This window comes from Rhizobium sp. TAL182 (assembly GCF_002117725.1).
Lineage (GTDB): Bacteria > Pseudomonadota > Alphaproteobacteria > Rhizobiales > Rhizobiaceae > Rhizobium > Rhizobium esperanzae.
In genome coordinates, this window is record NZ_CP021024.1 from 2233612 (window position 1) to 2250192 (window position 16581).

Annotated in this window: 18 protein-coding genes; 16 read left to right on the top strand and 2 right to left on the bottom strand. The window is 62.2% G+C overall.

What is annotated here, in order from left to right; translation table 11 throughout:
- Nucleotides 1–25 precede the first annotated feature (25 nt).
- Genes Tal182_RS11250 through ugpC form a run of 4 tightly spaced genes read left to right on the top strand, consistent with a single transcriptional unit; the run spans nucleotide 26 to nucleotide 4478 of the window.
- Nucleotides 26–1285, top strand: a complete 1260-nt coding sequence (locus Tal182_RS11250) for an ABC transporter substrate-binding protein (RefSeq protein ID WP_085859482.1) — start codon at nucleotides 26–28, stop codon at nucleotides 1283–1285.
- A gap of 11 nt (nucleotides 1286–1296) precedes the next feature.
- A complete protein-coding gene (locus Tal182_RS11255) occupies nucleotides 1297–2334 on the top strand; it encodes a sugar ABC transporter permease (protein WP_085859483.1) in 1038 nt (345 codons plus the stop codon).
- Nucleotides 2331–3380 (top strand): carbohydrate ABC transporter permease, encoded by a 1050-nt coding sequence (locus tag Tal182_RS11260; RefSeq protein ID WP_085859484.1) that lies wholly within the window; start codon nucleotides 2331–2333, stop codon nucleotides 3378–3380. The genes Tal182_RS11255 and Tal182_RS11260 overlap by 4 nt, the downstream gene beginning before the upstream one ends.
- A gap of 18 nt (nucleotides 3381–3398) precedes the next feature.
- Nucleotides 3399–4478 (top strand): sn-glycerol-3-phosphate ABC transporter ATP-binding protein UgpC, encoded by a 1080-nt coding sequence (ugpC, locus tag Tal182_RS11265; protein ID WP_085859485.1) that lies wholly within the window; start codon nucleotides 3399–3401, stop codon nucleotides 4476–4478.
- Between the two features lie 57 nt (nucleotides 4479–4535).
- Here the strand turns inward: ugpC and Tal182_RS11270 are convergent, their stop codons facing one another.
- Nucleotides 4536–4718: a hypothetical protein gene (locus Tal182_RS11270; RefSeq protein WP_064810365.1), complete on the bottom strand. Its 183-nt coding sequence runs from the start codon at nucleotides 4716–4718 to the stop codon at nucleotides 4536–4538.
- Nucleotides 4719–5095: 377 nt separating this feature from the next.
- On the opposite strand from Tal182_RS11270, the gene Tal182_RS11275 reads away from it, so the two are divergent.
- The 6 genes from Tal182_RS11275 (at nucleotide 5096) to Tal182_RS11300 (ending at nucleotide 10018) form a co-directional block, all read left to right on the top strand.
- A complete protein-coding gene (locus tag Tal182_RS11275) occupies nucleotides 5096–5305 on the top strand; it encodes a hypothetical protein (RefSeq protein WP_064708964.1) in 210 nt (69 codons plus the stop codon).
- Nucleotides 5306–5314: 9 nt separating this feature from the next.
- Nucleotides 5315–5689: a GFA family protein gene (locus Tal182_RS11280; protein WP_085859486.1), complete on the top strand. Its 375-nt coding sequence runs from the start codon at nucleotides 5315–5317 to the stop codon at nucleotides 5687–5689.
- Between the two features lie 213 nt (nucleotides 5690–5902).
- A complete protein-coding gene (locus Tal182_RS11285) occupies nucleotides 5903–7195 on the top strand; it encodes an efflux RND transporter periplasmic adaptor subunit (protein ID WP_085859487.1) in 1293 nt (430 codons plus the stop codon).
- Nucleotides 7196–7207: 12 nt separating this feature from the next.
- The gene (locus tag Tal182_RS11290; RefSeq protein ID WP_085859488.1) at nucleotides 7208–7924 is read left to right on the top strand and encodes an ABC transporter ATP-binding protein; all 717 of its coding nucleotides are present in this window, start codon (nucleotides 7208–7210) and stop codon (nucleotides 7922–7924) included.
- Nucleotides 7914–9116, top strand: coding sequence for an ABC transporter permease (locus Tal182_RS11295; protein ID WP_085859489.1), 1203 nt, complete (start codon nucleotides 7914–7916; stop codon nucleotides 9114–9116). Before Tal182_RS11290 ends, Tal182_RS11295 begins: the two co-directional genes overlap by 11 nt.
- 287 nt (nucleotides 9117–9403) lie before the next feature.
- Nucleotides 9404–10018, top strand: a complete 615-nt coding sequence (locus tag Tal182_RS11300) for a GntR family transcriptional regulator (RefSeq protein WP_085860908.1) — start codon at nucleotides 9404–9406, stop codon at nucleotides 10016–10018.
- Between the two features lie 50 nt (nucleotides 10019–10068).
- Here the strand turns inward: Tal182_RS11300 and Tal182_RS11305 are convergent, their stop codons facing one another.
- Nucleotides 10069–10881, bottom strand: coding sequence for a ferredoxin--NADP reductase (locus Tal182_RS11305; protein WP_004673785.1), 813 nt, complete (start codon nucleotides 10879–10881; stop codon nucleotides 10069–10071).
- Nucleotides 10882–10994: 113 nt separating this feature from the next.
- Between Tal182_RS11305 and Tal182_RS11310 the strand changes: the two genes are divergently transcribed.
- Genes Tal182_RS11310 through Tal182_RS11335 form a run of 6 tightly spaced genes read left to right on the top strand, consistent with a single transcriptional unit; the run spans nucleotide 10995 to nucleotide 16553 of the window.
- Nucleotides 10995–11237: a hypothetical protein gene (locus Tal182_RS11310; protein ID WP_064810370.1), complete on the top strand. Its 243-nt coding sequence runs from the start codon at nucleotides 10995–10997 to the stop codon at nucleotides 11235–11237.
- Nucleotides 11234–11962 (top strand): phosphatidylcholine synthase, encoded by a 729-nt coding sequence (gene pcsA, locus Tal182_RS11315; protein ID WP_064802532.1) that lies wholly within the window; start codon nucleotides 11234–11236, stop codon nucleotides 11960–11962. The genes Tal182_RS11310 and pcsA overlap by 4 nt, the downstream gene beginning before the upstream one ends.
- Nucleotides 11963–11972: 10 nt before the next feature.
- Nucleotides 11973–12953 carry a quinone oxidoreductase gene (locus tag Tal182_RS11320; RefSeq protein ID WP_085859490.1) on the top strand — a complete coding sequence of 327 codons (981 nt, stop codon included), beginning with the start codon at nucleotides 11973–11975 and terminating at the stop codon, nucleotides 12951–12953.
- 39 nt (nucleotides 12954–12992) lie between these two features.
- Nucleotides 12993–14561: an ABC transporter ATP-binding protein gene (locus tag Tal182_RS11325; RefSeq protein WP_085859491.1), complete on the top strand. Its 1569-nt coding sequence runs from the start codon at nucleotides 12993–12995 to the stop codon at nucleotides 14559–14561.
- Nucleotides 14551–15636, top strand: a complete 1086-nt coding sequence (locus Tal182_RS11330; protein WP_064810373.1) for an ABC transporter permease — start codon at nucleotides 14551–14553, stop codon at nucleotides 15634–15636. Before Tal182_RS11325 ends, Tal182_RS11330 begins: the two co-directional genes overlap by 11 nt.
- The gene (locus Tal182_RS11335; protein ID WP_085859492.1) at nucleotides 15633–16553 is read left to right on the top strand and encodes an ABC transporter permease; all 921 of its coding nucleotides are present in this window, start codon (nucleotides 15633–15635) and stop codon (nucleotides 16551–16553) included. Before Tal182_RS11330 ends, Tal182_RS11335 begins: the two co-directional genes overlap by 4 nt.
- Nucleotides 16554–16581 lie beyond the last annotated feature (28 nt).

The window sequence follows — 16581 nt, forward strand, 5'->3', positions numbered from 1 at the left end:
ATTCAGCGGTCAAGAGGAGGAGACTATGACCAGAATGAAATCGATCGGCGCGGCTTTTGCTGCGGTTCTCTTGAGTTCCGTTGCCGCCCATGCCGGCGACGTGCGCATCATGTGGTATTCCGACGGCGGCGAAGGCGAGGTGATCAAGGATCTGCTGGCGCGTTTCTCCAAGGCCAATCCCGATGTCAACGTCATTCTCGACGAAGTCTCCTATGACGTCGTCAAGGAACAGCTGCCGGTGCAGCTGGAAGCCGGGAAGGGACCGGATATCGCCCGCGTCACCAATCTGAAGGCGCAGGCGCAGCATTGGCTCGACCTTCGCCCGCTCCTCGCCGATGCGAAATACTGGGACGAGAATTTCGGTGCCCAGGCCGATTGGATGCGCCCCGATGGTTCGAACGCCATCACCGGCTTCATGACCCAGCTGACGCTGACCGGCGGCTTCGTCAACAAGACGCTGTTCGAGCAGGCCGGCGTCGAAATTCCCGGTCCGAAAGCAACCTGGGATGACTGGGCGGCGGCGGCCAAAAAGGTCGCTGACAGCCAGAAAGTCTTCGCCATGGCGATCGACCGCTCCGGCCACCGCGTCTCCGGCCCGAATATTTCCTATGGCGCCAACTATATCGCCGCTGATGGCAAGCCGGCGCCCATCGATCAGGGCTCCAAGGAATTCCTCAGCCGCTTTGTCAAATGGAACGAGGACGGCACCGTCAACAAGGACGTCTGGGTCAGTGCTGCCGGCAGCACCTATCGCGCTGCGGCCGAAGATTTCATCAATGGCGGTCTCGCCTATTATTATTCGGGCAGCTGGCAGGTTTCGGGCTTCGCGCAGAAGATCGGCGACAGTTTCGACTGGATCATGGCCGGAAGCCCCTGCGGCACGGTCGCCTGCACCGGCATGCAGGGCGGTGCGGGTCTCGTCGCCGTCAAGTACACCAAGAACCCGAAGGACGTCGCCAAGGTGATGGACTACCTGGCAAGCGCCGACGTGCAGAAGGAATTTGCCGAGCGCAGCCTGTTCATTCCCGCGCATAAGGGTGTGGCCGCCGGCCAGGTGGACTTCAAGACCGATAATCCGCATGTGAAGGCGGCGCTGAAGGCCTTCGTCGAATCGGCCGGCCAGACAGCCGCTCCTGCGATGAAGCTGCCGGGCTGGAAGTGGTCGGACGCCTATTACAGCGCCATCGTTGCCCGCATCAGCCAGGTCATCGCCGGCGAAATGAAGCTCGACGACGCCTACGCCCGCATCGACGAGGACATCAAGGCCAAGGTTGGCGGCAACTGACGGACGAACGAATGGCGGAGAAGACGGTTTCTTCCGAACCACCGGCGAAAGCCGGTCTGCGGCAGGCGCTCCTTGCGCCTGTCAGGCTCGCCATGGGGATGATCGACATCCCGATGCGCGCCTGGCAGAAGCTGACGGGACTGAGCGGCATGGCGGGCGTCTTCCTGGCGCCCAACATGCTGATCTTTTCCATCTTCGTGCTCCTGCCGCTGGTCATCAACTTCATCTATTCAACGACGAGCGGCGGCGCCATCTTCCTGCCGAACAGGACCTATGTCGGCGCTGAGCAGTACCGCATCCTCTTCGATTGCCGCTCCTATCTCGACCCCTCCACTTGTGCTGCCGACACCTTCTGGGCTGCCGTGCGCAACACCGCCGTCTTCGTCGTCTTCCAGGTCTCGGCAATGCTGGTCGCGGCGCTCGCAACGGCGTTGATCCTCAATCGCGAACTTTCCAATCGCGGCTTCTGGCGCGCTGTCTTCTTCTTTCCGGTGCTGCTGTCGCCCGTGGTCGTCGGCCTGATCTGGAAGTGGATCCTTCAGCGCGAGGGCCTGTTGAACTATGCGCTGAGCCCGTTCGGCTTCGAACCCTTCTCCTGGCTCAGCGATCGTTTCTGGGCCTTCTTCTTCGCTGTCTTCGTCTCGGTCTGGGCGCATATGGGTTTTTACGCGCTGATCCTGCTCGCCGGCCTGCAGGCGATCCCGAGAGATCTCTACGAAGCGGCGGCGATGGACAAGGCGAGCCCGACCCGCATCTTCCGGCGGATCACCCTGCCGCTGCTGATGCCGAACCTCATCGTCGTCCTGGTCCTGGCACTGATCCGCGCCGTGCAGATCTTCGACGAGGTTTTCGTGCTCACCGGCGGCGGGCCTGGCACCAGCACCATGTACATCACCCAGTTTATTTACGAGACCGGCTTTGCCAGTTCGCTGCGCAATCCCGGCCTGGCATCGGCCGCCTCGATCCTGATGGGCATCGTGCTCGTCATCCTGACGCTGGTCCAGCTCGCCGCAAGCAGCCGCAACGAGAAGAAGGGGAAACGTCTATGAGCGCCGTCGCCACCTTCCTGCTTCGCCGCCGCGGCCGCGGCTGGCACTGGACCGATGTCGTCACCTGGATGTGGCTGATCTCCGGCGTCATCCTGATGTTCGGCCCGGCCATCTGGCTCGTCTTCTCCTCGTTCAAGACACCGGCCGCCCTTGCCGAGTTCCCGCCGTCCGTCCTGCCCTATGTCACCGAGCAGGCCGTGGTGCCGGGTTACGACAAGCCTTTGCCGCTCTATAATGTGACGATGCCGGATGGCAGCACCCATGTTCTCGCCGAAGTCCGCCGCATCGGCATCATGGGCCAGATGGTCGATCCGAAACAGCCGGGCGAAATCGTCAAGGTCAACATCAAGGACCGCACGCCGGTGCGTGAGGTGGAATTCGCGACCAACAACTACACCGAGCCTTTCCAACGCTTCGACTTCTTCCTGTTCCTGCGCAACTCCGTCTTCGTGACGGTGGTGGCGACGGCCATCACCCTGCTGGTCAATTCGATGGCCGCTTTCGCGCTGTCGAAATACCAGTTTCCCGGCCGCACCGCCGTCATGCTGATGATCCTGGCGACGCTGATGGTGCCGCTCTCGGTGATCGTCGTGCCGCTCTATTCGGTCATCGGCAGCTTGAACCTCTTCGACAGCCTCTGGGGCGTCATCCTGCCGACCGTCGCCACGCCGACGGGCGTCTTCCTGCTGCGCCAATATATGCTGACGATCCCCGACGAGCTGATCGATGCGGCACGCATGGACAAGGCCAGCGAATGGCAGATCTACTGGCGCATCATCCTGCCGCTGTCGGCGCCGGCGCTGGCGGTGCTGGCGATCTTCTCGGTCGTCTGGCGCTGGAACGACTTCCTCTGGCCGCTGATCGTGCTGTCGCGCAAGGAACTCTACACGCTGCAAGTAGGGCTCAACGTCTATGCCGGCGAGCTCAATGTGCAATGGCACTATATCCTCGCCATGACCGTCGTCTCGATGATCCCCGTCGTGCTGATCTTCGTCTTCCTGCAGCGCTTCATCACGACTGGTATTGCCGGCTCGGGGCTGAAATAATATGAAACAGGAGAGTGCATGAGCGGACTCGAGCTCAGGAACATCGTCAAGAATTTCGGCGCCGTCGAGGTCATCCGCGATGTCTCGCTTGAGGTCAATGACGGCGAGTTCGTCGCTTTCGTCGGCCCGTCCGGGTGCGGAAAATCGACGTTGCTGCGCCTGATCGCCGGTCTCGACAAGCCCACAGGCGGCAGTATCGCCATCGACGGCAAGGACGTCACCGCGATCGGTGCGGCCGACCGCGGCCTTGCCATGGTCTTCCAGTCCTATGCGCTTTATCCGCATATGAGCGTACGCGAAAACCTTGCCTTCGGCTTGGAGAACACCAAGGTGGCGAAGGCCGAGATCGAAGCACGCATCGCTGACGCCGCCCGCATGCTGGAGATCGAGCCGTTTCTGCAGCGCCGTCCGGGCCAGCTCTCCGGCGGCCAGCGCCAGCGCGTCGCGATCGGCCGCGCCATCGTCCGCCGGCCGGATGCCTTCCTGCTCGACGAGCCGCTCTCCAATCTCGATGCCGAGCTACGGGTGAGCATGCGCGCCGAACTCGCCGCGCTCCACGCCCGCCTGAAGGCGACGATGATCTACGTCACCCATGATCAGGTCGAGGCGATGACCCTCGCAAACCGCATCGTCGTGCTCAGAGGCGGCAGGATCGAGCAGGTGGGAACGCCGCTGGAACTCTACAACAAGCCGGCCAACCGCTTCGTCGCCGGTTTCATCGGCGCGCCGCACATGAATTTTCTGGAAGCCTCGATCGTGGGTCACGAGGACGGTTTCGCGCAAGTCGAAACCGTCGGCGGCCACCGTCTTTCCGTCATTGCCAAGGAGACGGGCCCCGTGGGCGAAAGGATCAGTATCGGCATCCGGCCACAGCACATCAGCCTCGCCGATGCAGCCGCCGCAGCCAGGCTGGACACGCGGATCACCCTTGTCGAGGAGCTGGGTTCTGAAACCGTCGTCCACACCGAAGCCGCCGGCAAGAAGCTGATCGCCGTCTTTGCGGGCCAGCAGAAGATGAAATCGGGCGACAGCCTGCCGCTGCATCTGGACCCCCAGGTTCTCCACCTCTTCGGTGAGGACGGCCGGCGTCTGTCTTGAAACAAAAAGCCCGCGCCGGAATGGAGGGCGCGGGCCGAGTTTCATGTCGCGACAGCTTTAGTGGCTGTTCTTGTGACTTTGTTGACCAGCCTTTACATGCTGCTCATGGCTGCCGCCGCGGGTTCCGCTGGACTGCGCGTCGCGGCTGCCTGAAGAGGCGCTGCGGGTATTGGAGTCGTTCTTGTGACTCTGCTGCCCAGCCTTGACGTGCTGTTCATGGGTACCACCTTGGTTTGCCATTTGGTTTCTCCTTGGTTTTGAACTGAGGCCACGTCGACCTCGTCTTGACAACCTCGCCCCGGCGCATGCGTTCCGCATTTTAACATTTCGTGATCTCACCCGAGAATGAGGATGAGGAAGCGGACCGGGCGGGTAGGGAGCTCGCCTGCCATTTCGTTGGCCATCGGGAGAAAGCGGAAAAATCCCGATGTTCTCCAGCGCCGCCGCGTCCGCTTGGCGCGGCCCGCAGCCTCGCTTCGAAAACCGTCTCTCGGCAAAAAGGTTCCAGGAAAATCAGCCGCATCCGTCCCGGTTGACGGCCCCGCCGAGGCCGCTCGACTCTTTTCAAATAGATGGGCCGCTCTAACTTACAGGGAAGCTGAGGAAAGGAGAAAACCATGACCGACGCACCGAAAACGGCGACCCCGGCGCGAAGAGTGTTGCGTGGCCGCCCCTACAGCATGAGCGAATTTGCCAGAAAATACCGGTTGGACGACAAGGAGGCCAAGCGCCTCTATGACAAATTTGGCCCCTCCGCCACCGAGCTCGACCTGTTGATGGCGGCCAAGCGGCGCCCGCCGCGACTCCCCACCAAGCTCGACTCCTGACGGCAGTCCATGAGCATCAGAACGGGAAGCTGCCTTTGCGGAGCGATCGCCTACCGAGTGAAGGGCGAGCCGCTTGGCGTCGGCCTCTGCCACTGCGCCGATTGCCGCAAATCGAGCGGCTCCGCATTCGTCTTCTTTGCGCTCTGGCCTCGCTCGGCTTTCTCCCATAGCGGCGAGATTGCCACTTTCGCCGGTCGCAGCTTCTGTCCCATCTGCGGCAGCAGGCTTTTCTGCCTTCAGGAGGCGGCGGTGGAAATCCGCCTCGGCTCGCTCGATAGCCCGCCGACGGATCTTGAGCCGAGCCATGAAGTCTGGATCAAGCGGCGCGAACTGTGGCTGCATCCACTGCCGGGTGCCGGGCAACATGCCGAGGATGCCGATTGACCGTCGGCAATTGCTGCCTGTCGGGAGCGCGAAAGCACTGCAGAATTTTGCGCGATAGGCTCCGCCGTGCGGAAACTTGAGTTTTCTTACCAATATTTCATTTCACCTGTCCGCAATTCCGTGCCAGTTCGGCGGCAACGCTAATTCCCGGTTCATCTGCGGTGTGATTATTTCATTGCAGGCCGATGCGGCCACTGACTGATCGAGGATGACATGAACAAAATCGTAAGCGGCGACGAAACCGGAGCAAAGGCCGGCGCGGCGCCCGACCTCGCAGCGGTTCTTGCCGCGTCGGCAAGGCAGAACAAGCGGGGCCGCTGGCGCGGGCGTCTGCTCGTTCTGCTGATCATCCTCGCTGCCGCCGCGGGTGCCGCATACTTCTATGCTGGCCGGGGGGAAAGCGAAGTGAGCTACGCCACCCAGCCGGTAAAACGCGGCGACCTGACGGTACTCGTCACAGCCACGGGTTCGGTGCAGCCGACCGAGCAGGTGGACATATCGAGCGAACTTTCCGGCACCGTCCGCGACGTCAACGTCGATTATAACAGCACGATCAAGGCAGGCGACGTGCTGGCGCTGCTCGACACCAACAAGCTCGAAGCGGATGTGAAGAGCTCGCGCGCCAAGGTCAATTCGGCCAAGGCGAATGTCGCCAAGGCCAATGCCGATCTCGAATCGGCAAGCACCTCGCTCGAGCGGCTGAAGAGCCTGGTCAGGAGCAATGTCTCCACCCAGCAGAGTCTCGACGACGCCACCTACAAATATGATTCCGCCGTCGCCGCCAAACAGATCAACGAAGCCGAGGTTCTCGCCTCGGAGGCCGACCTGCAGCTTGCCGAGGTCAATCTCGCCAAGGCAAAGATCGTCTCGCCGATCGACGGCGTGATTCTCACCCGGTCCGTCAATCCGGGCGCCACCGTCGCGGCCTCGCTTTCGGCGCCAATTCTCTTCACCATCGCCGGCGATCTCAGGAAGATGGAGCTGCAGGTGGATGTCGACGAGGCCGACGTCGGCAAGATCGCCGTCGGCCAGAAGGCGAAATTTACCGTCGATGCCTATCCCGACCGGTCCTTCCCCGCCGAGATCGAGCAGATCCGCTTCGCCTCCGAAGTGGTCAACAACGTGGTGACCTATAAGGCGGTGCTCTCGGTCGACAATGCTGACCTGCTGCTGCGCCCTGGCATGACCGCGACCGCCGACATCACCGTCGAGGCCGTCAAGGATACGCTGATGGTGCCGAACGCCGCCTTGCGTTATGCCCCGCCGCAGGCGGAACGGCGCGGACGCGGCATTCTCGGGATCTTCGGGCCGCCACGCCGGCGCGGCGGCAATTCCGGTGAGATGCTGACCGGAGCGCAGCGCCGCGTCTGGGTGCTGCGCAACGGCCGCGCCGCGCCCGTCATTATCCAGGTCGGTTCGTCCGACGGCCAGTTCACCCAGGTGGTCTCCGGCGACCTCAAGGCAGATGACGCATTGGTGACCGACGCCACGGTGCGGACGAATTAGGCGGAGACACGGATGACAAACCCGCCGCTGATCGAATTCAGGAAGGTCTCGAAAATCTACGGCGAGGGCGAGGCGGCGATTCGCGCGCTCGACCATGTCGATCTTGCGATCGATGCCCATGAGTTCGTCGCGATCATGGGGCCGTCAGGCTCCGGCAAATCGACGGCGATGAACATTCTCGGCTGCCTCGACGTGCCGACATCGGGCGATTACATCTTCCAGGGCGTTCCGACCAGCGGCTTCGACCGCAGCCATCTGACGCTGTTGCGCCGCCACATGCTGGGCTTCGTCTTCCAGGGTTTCAACCTGTTGTCGCGCACCTCGGCGGTCGAGAATGTCGAGCTGCCATTGATCTATCGCGGCATGGCGGTGCGCGAGCGGCGTGAACGGGCGCGTGAGGCCCTGGCGCTGGTCGGCCTCACCGGGCGTGAGCACCACAAGACGCAAGAACTGTCCGGCGGTCAGCAGCAGCGCGTCGCCATCGCCCGCGCCATCGTCACCGAACCGGCGCTGATGCTCGCCGACGAGCCGACGGGCAACCTCGACACCAAGACCAGCGTCGAGATCATGGATCTGATGACGCGGCTGAACCGCGAGCAGGGCATCACCATCGTCATGGTCACGCACGAGCCCGATATCGCCGCCTATGCCGGGCGGCTGCTGCGCTTCGTCGACGGCAAGCTCGAGACGGAGCTGGAGCATCGGAGGAGGGCGGATCATGTTCTTTGAGACGCTGAAGCTCGCGCTGCGCGCTATCAGCCGCAACATGCTGCGTTCGTTCCTCACCGTGCTCGGCGTCGTCATCGGCGTTGCCGCCGTCATCGCGCTGGTGACGATCGGCAACGGCACGACGGCACAGGTTTCGACCGAACTGTCGCGGCTCGGCACCAACATGCTGTTCGTCCGTCCCGGCCAGTTCGGCCCCGGCCGGGCGAGTTCCGAGGCCAAGCGCTTCAGCGTCAAGGATGTCGCCGCCATCCGCGACCAGATCGGCGGCTTGAGGGCGGTGGCGCCGCTCAACCAGTCGACGGCAACGGTGATATTTGGCGGCCAGAACCATTCGACCAGCGTCTCGGGCACTACCAACGACTATTTCACCGCGCAGGACTGGAGCCTGGCGCTCGGCCGCACTTTCACCCCCGCCGAAGAGCGCGGCCAGTCCCGCTGCATTATCGGCGAGACGGTTCGCTCGCAGCTCTTCGGCGCCGGCGATCCGATCGGCCAGCAGATCCGCGTCGGCAAGGTTTCCTGTCCCGTCATCGGGGTGCTTGCCAAGCGCGGCCAGTCCGGCATGGGCACCGATCAGGACGACGTGGTCATCATGCCGGTCAAGGTGTTCCAGCGGCGCATCAGCGGCAACAGCAACGTGCCGCAGATCATCATCTCGGCGCGCGACGGTGTGCCCACGGCCAAGGTGCAGGCCGATGTCGAAAATCTGCTGCGCGAACGCCGCAAGATTATTCCCGGCCGGCAGGACGATTTCAACGTCAACGACATGACGCAGATCGCCGAGGCGATGACCGGCACGACGACGCTGCTCACCGGCCTGCTCGGCGCCGTCGCCGCCATCAGCCTGCTTGTCGGCGGCATCGGCATCATGAACATCATGCTGGTCTCCGTCACCGAGCGGACCCGCGAAATCGGCATTCGTCTCGCAATCGGTGCGCTCGAAAACCAGGTGCTCACCCAATTCCTGGTCGAGGCGGTGGCGCTCTCGCTCTTCGGCGGCATCACCGGCATCGTGCTGGGCTTGAGCCTCGGCCTGGTGGCGGTGACTTTCCTGAAAGTGCCCTTCGTCTTCAGCCCGATGATGGTCGCCGTCGCCTTTCTTTTCTCCGCGGCAATCGGCATGATTTTCGGCTATTTTCCGGCGAGACGGGCAGCCCAGCTCAATCCGATCGAGGCGCTGCGGCACGAGTGACGCATGATAAATGCGTCATCGGAAAATGCCTCTGTAGGCGAGCGAGTTGGCGAGAAGGCCAACCGCACTCTCCGTCCTCCTCGGCCTTAAGATGTGGATGCTCGGCTCAAGGCCGAGCAGGACGGAGGGTGGGGCGGCCAATGAGTTCCTTCGGAGCGTAGACGCCTGAGTCCCCGAAGCCATGGCGCTGTTATCTATTTGTCTCTTTTTTGATATTTCAATGGCGACTTGTCACCGGTTTTTGACCGTGCCACTATGTGATATATCAGTTCGGCGGGATTTTCGGCATGCAGACGTCACAAAGCCATCGTGCCTATCTCGCGCTGGAGCACCTGATTGTCACCCTGGCGCTGCAGCCGGGCGCGCTCGTCACCGAAAAGCAGCTGATCGATCTGGCAGGCCATGGGCGAACACCGGTGCGCGAGGCGATCCAGAAGCTTGCCTGGCAGGGGTTGATCCTCGTCAAGCCGCGCGTTGGGCTGCAGGTGGCCGAAATCGCAGCGGAGGATCATCGCAATGTCATGCAGGTGCGCCGTGAGCTGGAGCCGATCGCGGCCGCATTAGCCGCAGAACATGCGACCGACGAGCAGCGTGAACGCCTCGGCGACTGCGCTCGCGGGATGGGGGAATGTGCCGTGACCGGCGATCTTGCCGGCTTCTTTGCCGCCGATAAGGCGTTCGATGAAATTCTCGAGGATGCCTGCCCGAACGGCTTTATCATGGCAGCACTCGCCCCGGTGCAGACGCATTCGCGCCGCCTCTGGTACTCCACCGCAAGTCCGGAGCGCATGGATCGCGCCATCGCGTTGCACGTTGCCGTCATTCGCGCCATTCAGCAGGGCAGGCCGAAGGAGGCGCGCGCCGCCATGGCGGAGCTGATCGACTATCTCGCCCAAAAATAGAAACGGCCCCGCTTCCGGAGCCGCCGCCTGATTTGATTATCGGGAAAATCTCAGCCGACGAAAGCGCGTTCGATGACGAATTCGGCGGGCTTGCTGTTGGCGCCTTCATTGAGGCCGGCCTGTTCGAGCAGTTCCTTGGTGTCCTTCAGCATGGCCGAGGAGCCGCAGATCATGCCGCGGTCGATTGCCGGATCGAGCGGCGGCACGCCGAGATCGGTAAACAGCTTGCCTGACGAGATCAGGTCGGTGATGCGGCCGCGATATTCGAAGTCTTCGCGGGTGACGGTCGCATAATGGCGCAGCTTGTCGCCGACAACCTCCTTCAGCAGCTCGTCATTCTGGATTTCATGCACCAGGTCGAAGCCGTATTTCAGTTCGGCGACATCGCGGGTCGTATGGGTGAGGATGACTTCCTCAAACTTCTCGTAGGTCTCGGGATCGCGGATCAGGCTGGCGAAAGGCGCGACGCCCGTTCCCGTCGAGAACATGTAGAGGCGACGGCCGGGGGTCAGCGCATCGAGCACCAGCGTGCCCGTCGGCTTCTTGCGCATCAGCACCTGGTCGCCGGGCTTGATCGCCTGCAGATGCGAGGTCAGCGGGCCGTCCGGCACCTTGATCGAGAAGAATTCCAGCTCCTCGGCCCAGGCGGGGCTGGCGATCGAATAGGCGCGGAAAACCGGCTTGCCCTCGACCATCAAGCCGATCATCGCGAATTCGCCGGAACGGAAACGGAAGCCCTGCGGCCGGGTCATCGTGAAGCGGAAGAGCCGGTCGGTGTAATGCGTCACGGCAAGCACCGTCTCGGCGTAGACGCCGGCGGGGATGGACGATGCGAAGTCTTCGGTCTTTGCAGGCGCGTTCATTTCGGTAGCGGATCCCGTATTCGTCGGATGAACTGTCGGATTGGGAGCGAGATATTACAAATCCGGCCGGAATTAAAGGCATTCCATTCCACGCGACGCTTCAGAAGGGAAATATGCATGTCATTGTCAGGATTCAATGGCGAGCGGAGAATGTCATATTTCCCGCTGGCGAAGCCGGGCAAAGGATGCATATTAGAGCGGCGGACCGCAGCGTAATGCTGATTTTCGGCAAAAGCGGTGCGACAACAAAGACCTACGGCGTCGAACCCAACCCGATTCAGGAACAGGGTCCGGTGATGATGGCGAAAAAAACACGCTTGCCGGGGCGAGCGCGACAGGCGGTCGGGGGACTATGAAGATTTTCAACTACAAGCGTGTTCCTTACGCCGAGATGCGCGCCTTTTCCGTTCATATCCTGACGGCGTCCGGCTCGTTCCTCGCCTTTCTCGGCGTCGTTGCCGCCGCCGAGCATCGCTTCATCGACATGTTCTGGTGGCTGGGTCTGGCGCTTCTCGTTGACGGCATCGACGGGCCGATCGCCCGCAAAGTACGGGTGAAGGAAGTGCTTCCGAACTGGTCGGGCGATACGCTCGACAATATCATCGATTACGTCACCTATGTGCTGCTGCCGGCCTTCGCCCTCTATCAGAGCGGCATGATCGGCGAGCCATGGTCCTTCGTCGCCGCAGGCATGATCGTCGTCTCCAGCGCCATCTATTACGCCGATATGGGCATGAAGACCGACGAGTATTTCTTCTCCGGCTTTCCTGTCGTCTGGAACATGATCGTCTTCACCCTGTTCGTCATCGATGCGAGTGCGACGACGGCGCTTGTCGTCGTGACGATTTCGGTGGTGCTGACCTTCCTGCCGATCAATTTTCTCCACCCGGTCCGGGTGAAACGACTGCGCCCGCTCAATCTCGGCGTCTTCCTGCTGTGGTCGGCGCTCGGTGTCTATTCGCTGCTGATGCATTTCGAAACGCCGGAATGGGCGCTCATTCTCTTTATCGTGACCGGGCTGTATCTTTACGTCATCGGCGCGGTGCTGCAATTCTTCCCCTCCCTTGGACGCGAAGCTTAGGACAGGCAATATGACGAAGACGCATGCGGTTTCATTCTCGCAGACGGGCGGACCTGATGTTTTCGACTATGTCGAGATCGATCTTCCGCCACCGGCGGCAGGCGAGGTGCAGATCCGGCAGGCGGCGATCGGCCTCAACTTCATCGATGTCTACTTTCGCAACGGCTCCTATAAGGTGCCGCACTTTCCCTTTGTCACCGGCAAGGAGGGCGCCGGAACAGTGACGGCGGTCGGGCCTGATGTTGCCGATTTCAAGCTCGGCGACCGTGTCGCCTATGCCAGCGCCGACGGCGCCTATAGCGTCGAGCGCAATATCGAGGCGCGCCATCTGGTGCATGTGCCTGACGGCATAGAGCTCGAAACGGCAGCGGCGATGATGCTGAAGGGCATGACTGCCGAATATCTCTTGAACCGCACCTTCAACGTCGGTCCGCAGACGGTGCTGTTGTTCCATGCTGCCGCCGGCGGAGTCGGCCTGATCGCCGGCCAATGGGCAAAAGCGCTCGGCGCCACCGTCATCGGCACGGCCGGTTCCGAGGACAAGATCGAGCTGGCGCTGGCCCATGGCTACGACCATGTGATCAACTACAAGAGCGAAGACTTTGTCGGCCGCGTCCGCGAAATAACGAGCGGCAAGGGTGTCGATGTCGTCTATGATTCGATCGGCCGGGACACTTTTCCACAGTCGCTCGATTGCCTGAAGCCGCGCGGCCTTTTTGCCTCCTTCGGCCAGTCTTCCGGGCCGATCGAGAATTTCACCCTCGCCATGCTGGCTCAGAAGGGTTCGCTCTTCGCGACGCGGCCGTCGCTCTTCGCCTATATCGCCACGCGGCAGGAATTGGACGACAGTGCAAAGGCGCTATTTGATGTTGTGCAAAGCAACAAAGTGCGTATCAATGTCAACCAAACCTATCCGTTGCCTGAGGTTGGGCGGGCTCACGCGGATCTGGAAGCAAGAAAAACAACAGGAACGACGCTGCTGATTCCATGAGATCCGAACGGACCGGTCGGCAGAAGAAATGAGGGGAACGTGTCTGCATTGAATGTGCCGGATTCCGGTGCGTTGTTATCCGTCCAGAAGCTGACGAAGTTTTTCGGTGGCTTTGCCGCCTGCAATGACATCGATCTCGACATCGCGCCGGGCGAAATTCATGCACTTCTCGGCGAGAATGGCGCAGGCAAATCCACATTGGTCAAGATGCTGTTCGGCGTGCTGGAGCCGACGCACGGTCAGATCCGCTGGGAAGACAGACAGGTCGCCATCACCTCGCCGGGCCAAGCCCGCAAGCTTGGCATAGGCATGGTCTTTCAGCATTTTTCGCTATTCGAGGCGCTGACGGTGGCCGAAAACATCGCGCTGTCGCTCGAGGACGCCATCCCGATCGACAGGATCGCCGCGGAGGCGAGGGCGCTGTCGCACGCCTACGGCCTGCCGCTCGATCCGCACGCCCATGTCGCCGATCTCTCCGTCGGCGAGCGCCAGCGCATCGAGATCGTTCGGGCGCTGCTGCAGAACCCGAAGCTGATTATTCTCGACGAGCCGACCTCGGTGCTGACGCCGCAGGAAGCCGACAAGCTGTTCGAGACGCTGTTCAAACTGCGCGCCGAGGGCCGTTCGGTTCTTTATATCAGCCATCGCCTGGAGGAGGTGCAGCGCATCTGCGATCGCGCCACCGTGCTGCGCCATGGTCGGGTGACCGGCGCCTGTGATCCCAGGCAGGAAACCCCTGCTTCGCTCGCCCGCATGATGGTCGGCAGCGAAGTGGCGACCGTCACCCATCCCGAGCGCAGCGACAGGGGCGAGGTGCAGCTTGCCGTTTCGAACCTGTCGGTTGCCGCGCGCACGCCCTTTGCCATGCCGTTGCGCGACGTCTCCATGACGGTGTGTTCGGGTGAGATCCTGGCTATTGCCGGTGTGGCGGGCAACGGCCAGAGCGAGCTGTTCGACGCGCTGTCGGGCGAGTATCCGGTTGCCTCCGCCGAAGCGATCATCATCCGCAAGAAGCCGGTGGGCACTGAGGGCATTACCGCCCGTCGCCTGCTCGGCGCCGGTTTCGTGCCGGAGGAGCGGCACGGGCATGCGGCCGTTTCCGCCATGAAGCTGTCCGACAATCTGGTGCTGGCCCGCAGCCAGTCGGATCGCAAAGCCTTTCTGGGCGTGCTCGGCATCATCAGACAGGGCGCGGTAAAGTCTGCGGCGCGGCGCATTTCCGAGGCGATGGATGTCCGCAAGAGCGGTGATGATCCCGCCGCCGGCTCGCTCTCCGGCGGTAATCTGCAGAAATTCATCGTCGGCCGCGAGCTCGACCGCCAGCCGGCCGTCCTCGTCGTCAACCAGCCGACCTGGGGCGTCGATGCGGGAGCCGCAAGCCGCATTCGCCAGGCGCTCGTCGATCTGGCAAAGGCCGGCTCCGCCGTCGTCGTCATCAGCCAGGACCTTGACGAAATCTTCGAAGTGGCAACCGATATCGCCGTCATCTCCGAGGGGCGCCTTTCCCGGCCCTATCCGGCCGGCGAACTCACCCGCGAAAAGATCGGCCTGCTGATGGGCGGCCTGCATGAGGGCAGCTCGGCCACGGAGACTGCCCATGCGCATTGAACTGGAAAAACGTCCCGACGTCTCGAAGCTCTTCGCCTTCGTCTCGCCGCTCCTGGCCCTTGCCCTGACGCTCGCTTTCGGCGCCATCATGTTTGCCATGCTCGGCAAAGACCCCGTCGAGGCGCTCGATGCATTCTTCGTCGAGCCGCTGCTCGAGGTCTGGTCGCTGCACGAGCTGGCGATCAAGGCAGCACCGCTGATCCTGATCGCCGTCGGCCTTGCCGTCAGCTACCGCTCGAACAACTGGAATATCGGCGCCGAGGGGCAGTTCACCATCGGCGCCATTACCGGCTCCTATCTGCCGATCGTCTTTTACGACTGGCATTCGCCGCTCGTTCTGCCGCTGATGCTGCTGCTTGGGGCGCTCGGCGGCGCGCTTTTTGCCGCCATTCCGGCGCTGTTGAAGGCCCATTTCAACACCAATGAGATCCTGACATCGCTGATGCTGGTCTATATCGCCCAGCTCTTCCTCGATTGGCTGGTGCGCGGCGCCTGGCGCGATCCGCAGGGATTCAACTTCCCGGTCTCGCGGGATTTCGCACCCGAAGCCGTGCTGCCGGCGATCTGGGAGGAATCCGGCCGGGCCCACTGGGCCTTCATTTTCGCCATCATCGCGGCAATCGGCGTCTGGTTCATGCTGCGCTATACGCTGAAAGGCTTCGAGATTGTCGTCCTCGGCCAGTCGGAGCGGGCAGGGCGCTTTGCCGGCTTCTCGTCCAAGAAGATGATCTGGTTCAGCTTTCTCTTCTCGGGCGCGCTTGCTGGCCTTGCCGGGATATCAGAGGTCTCCGGTTCGATCGGCCACCTGCAGCCGGCGATCTCGCCGGGATACGGCTTCACCGCCATCATCGTCGCCTTCCTTGGCCGGCTCAATCCGCTCGGCATCATCGCGTCCGGCCTGGTGCTGGCGCTGACCTATCTCGGCGGCGAGGCGGCGCAGCTGTCGCTCGGCGTCTCCGACAAGGTCACGCGTGTTTTCCAGGGGCTGCTGCTTTTCTTTGTGCTCTCCTGCGACACGCTGATCTACTACAAAATCCGCATTGTCTGGTCGCGGGTCAGGGGCGTGGGGGTATGAGCATCTTCGAAGCCATTCTGCTGACGGTTATCACCGCCTCGACGCCGCTCGTCATCGCCGCGCTCGGCGAACTCGTGGCGGAACGCTCCGGCGTTCTCAATCTCGGCGTCGAAGGCATGATGATCATGGGCGCGGTTGCCGCTTTTGCCGGCGCGCAGCTATCGGGCTCGCCCTATGTCGGGATCATCTGCGGCATAGCGGCGGGTGCGCTGTTCTCGCTGCTGTTCGCCTTCCTGACGTTGACGCTGGTGGCCAACCAGGTGGCGACGGGACTGGCGCTTACGCTTCTCGGCCTCGGCGCATCCGGCATGCTCGGTGAGCCCTATGTCAGCGTTCCCGGCATTCGCCTCGAAGAGATCGTCGTTCCCGTCCTGTCGGATATTCCCGTCATCGGCCATGTGCTGTTCAGGCAGGATCTGATCTTCTACCTGTCGATTGCGCTTGTGATCGGCGTCAGCTGGTTCCTGTTTCGCAGCCGGGCCGGGCTGAAACTGAGAGCGATCGGCGACAGTCATACGTCGGCCCATGCGCTCGGCATCGGTGTCATCCGCACGCGATACCTGGCGGTGATGTTCGGCGGCGCCTGCGCCGGTCTTGCCGGAGCGCAGCTCTCGCTCGTCTATACGCCGCAATGGGCGGAGAACATGTCGGCCGGCCGCGGCTGGATCACCCTGGCGCTTGTCGTTTTCGCTTCCTGGCGGCCATGGCGGGTTTTTGCCGGCGGGTATCTCTTCGGTGCGGTCACCATCCTGCAGCTGCACGCGCAGGCCTTCGGCCTCGGCATTCCCTCTCAGTTTCTGTCGATGCTGCCCTATGCCGCGACTATTGTGGTTCTCATCATCATTTCTCATAATCGGCGCACGACGATGATCAACACGCCGGCATCGCTTGGAAAAGCTTTCGTGCCGGAGCGATAAAGCAACAACAACAGACGGGTTTCCGGAA

Bases quoted from the DNA above. Each gene is read 5' to 3' on its own strand.
- Tal182_RS11250 (WP_085859482.1), top strand. From the start codon at position 26: ATGACCAGAATGAAATCGATCGGCGCGGCTTTTGCTGCGGTTCTCTTG.
- Tal182_RS11255 (WP_085859483.1), top strand. From the start codon at position 1,297: ATGGCGGAGAAGACGGTTTCTTCCGAACCACCGGCGAAAGCCGGTCTG.
- Tal182_RS11260 (WP_085859484.1), top strand. From the start codon at position 2,331: ATGAGCGCCGTCGCCACCTTCCTGCTTCGCCGCCGCGGCCGCGGCTGG.
- ugpC (WP_085859485.1), top strand. From the start codon at position 3,399: ATGAGCGGACTCGAGCTCAGGAACATCGTCAAGAATTTCGGCGCCGTC.
- Tal182_RS11270 (WP_064810365.1), bottom strand. From the start codon at position 4,718: ATGGCAAACCAAGGTGGTACCCATGAACAGCACGTCAAGGCTGGGCAG.
- Tal182_RS11275 (WP_064708964.1), top strand. From the start codon at position 5,096: ATGACCGACGCACCGAAAACGGCGACCCCGGCGCGAAGAGTGTTGCGT.
- Tal182_RS11280 (WP_085859486.1), top strand. From the start codon at position 5,315: ATGAGCATCAGAACGGGAAGCTGCCTTTGCGGAGCGATCGCCTACCGA.
- Tal182_RS11285 (WP_085859487.1), top strand. From the start codon at position 5,903: ATGAACAAAATCGTAAGCGGCGACGAAACCGGAGCAAAGGCCGGCGCG.
- Tal182_RS11290 (WP_085859488.1), top strand. From the start codon at position 7,208: ATGACAAACCCGCCGCTGATCGAATTCAGGAAGGTCTCGAAAATCTAC.
- Tal182_RS11295 (WP_085859489.1), top strand. From the start codon at position 7,914: ATGTTCTTTGAGACGCTGAAGCTCGCGCTGCGCGCTATCAGCCGCAAC.
- Tal182_RS11300 (WP_085860908.1), top strand. From the start codon at position 9,404: ATGCAGACGTCACAAAGCCATCGTGCCTATCTCGCGCTGGAGCACCTG.
- Tal182_RS11305 (WP_004673785.1), bottom strand. From the start codon at position 10,881: ATGAACGCGCCTGCAAAGACCGAAGACTTCGCATCGTCCATCCCCGCC.
- Tal182_RS11310 (WP_064810370.1), top strand. From the start codon at position 10,995: ATGCATGTCATTGTCAGGATTCAATGGCGAGCGGAGAATGTCATATTT.
- pcsA (WP_064802532.1), top strand. From the start codon at position 11,234: ATGAAGATTTTCAACTACAAGCGTGTTCCTTACGCCGAGATGCGCGCC.
- Tal182_RS11320 (WP_085859490.1), top strand. From the start codon at position 11,973: ATGACGAAGACGCATGCGGTTTCATTCTCGCAGACGGGCGGACCTGAT.
- Tal182_RS11330 (WP_064810373.1), top strand. From the start codon at position 14,551: ATGCGCATTGAACTGGAAAAACGTCCCGACGTCTCGAAGCTCTTCGCC.
- Tal182_RS11335 (WP_085859492.1), top strand. From the start codon at position 15,633: ATGAGCATCTTCGAAGCCATTCTGCTGACGGTTATCACCGCCTCGACG.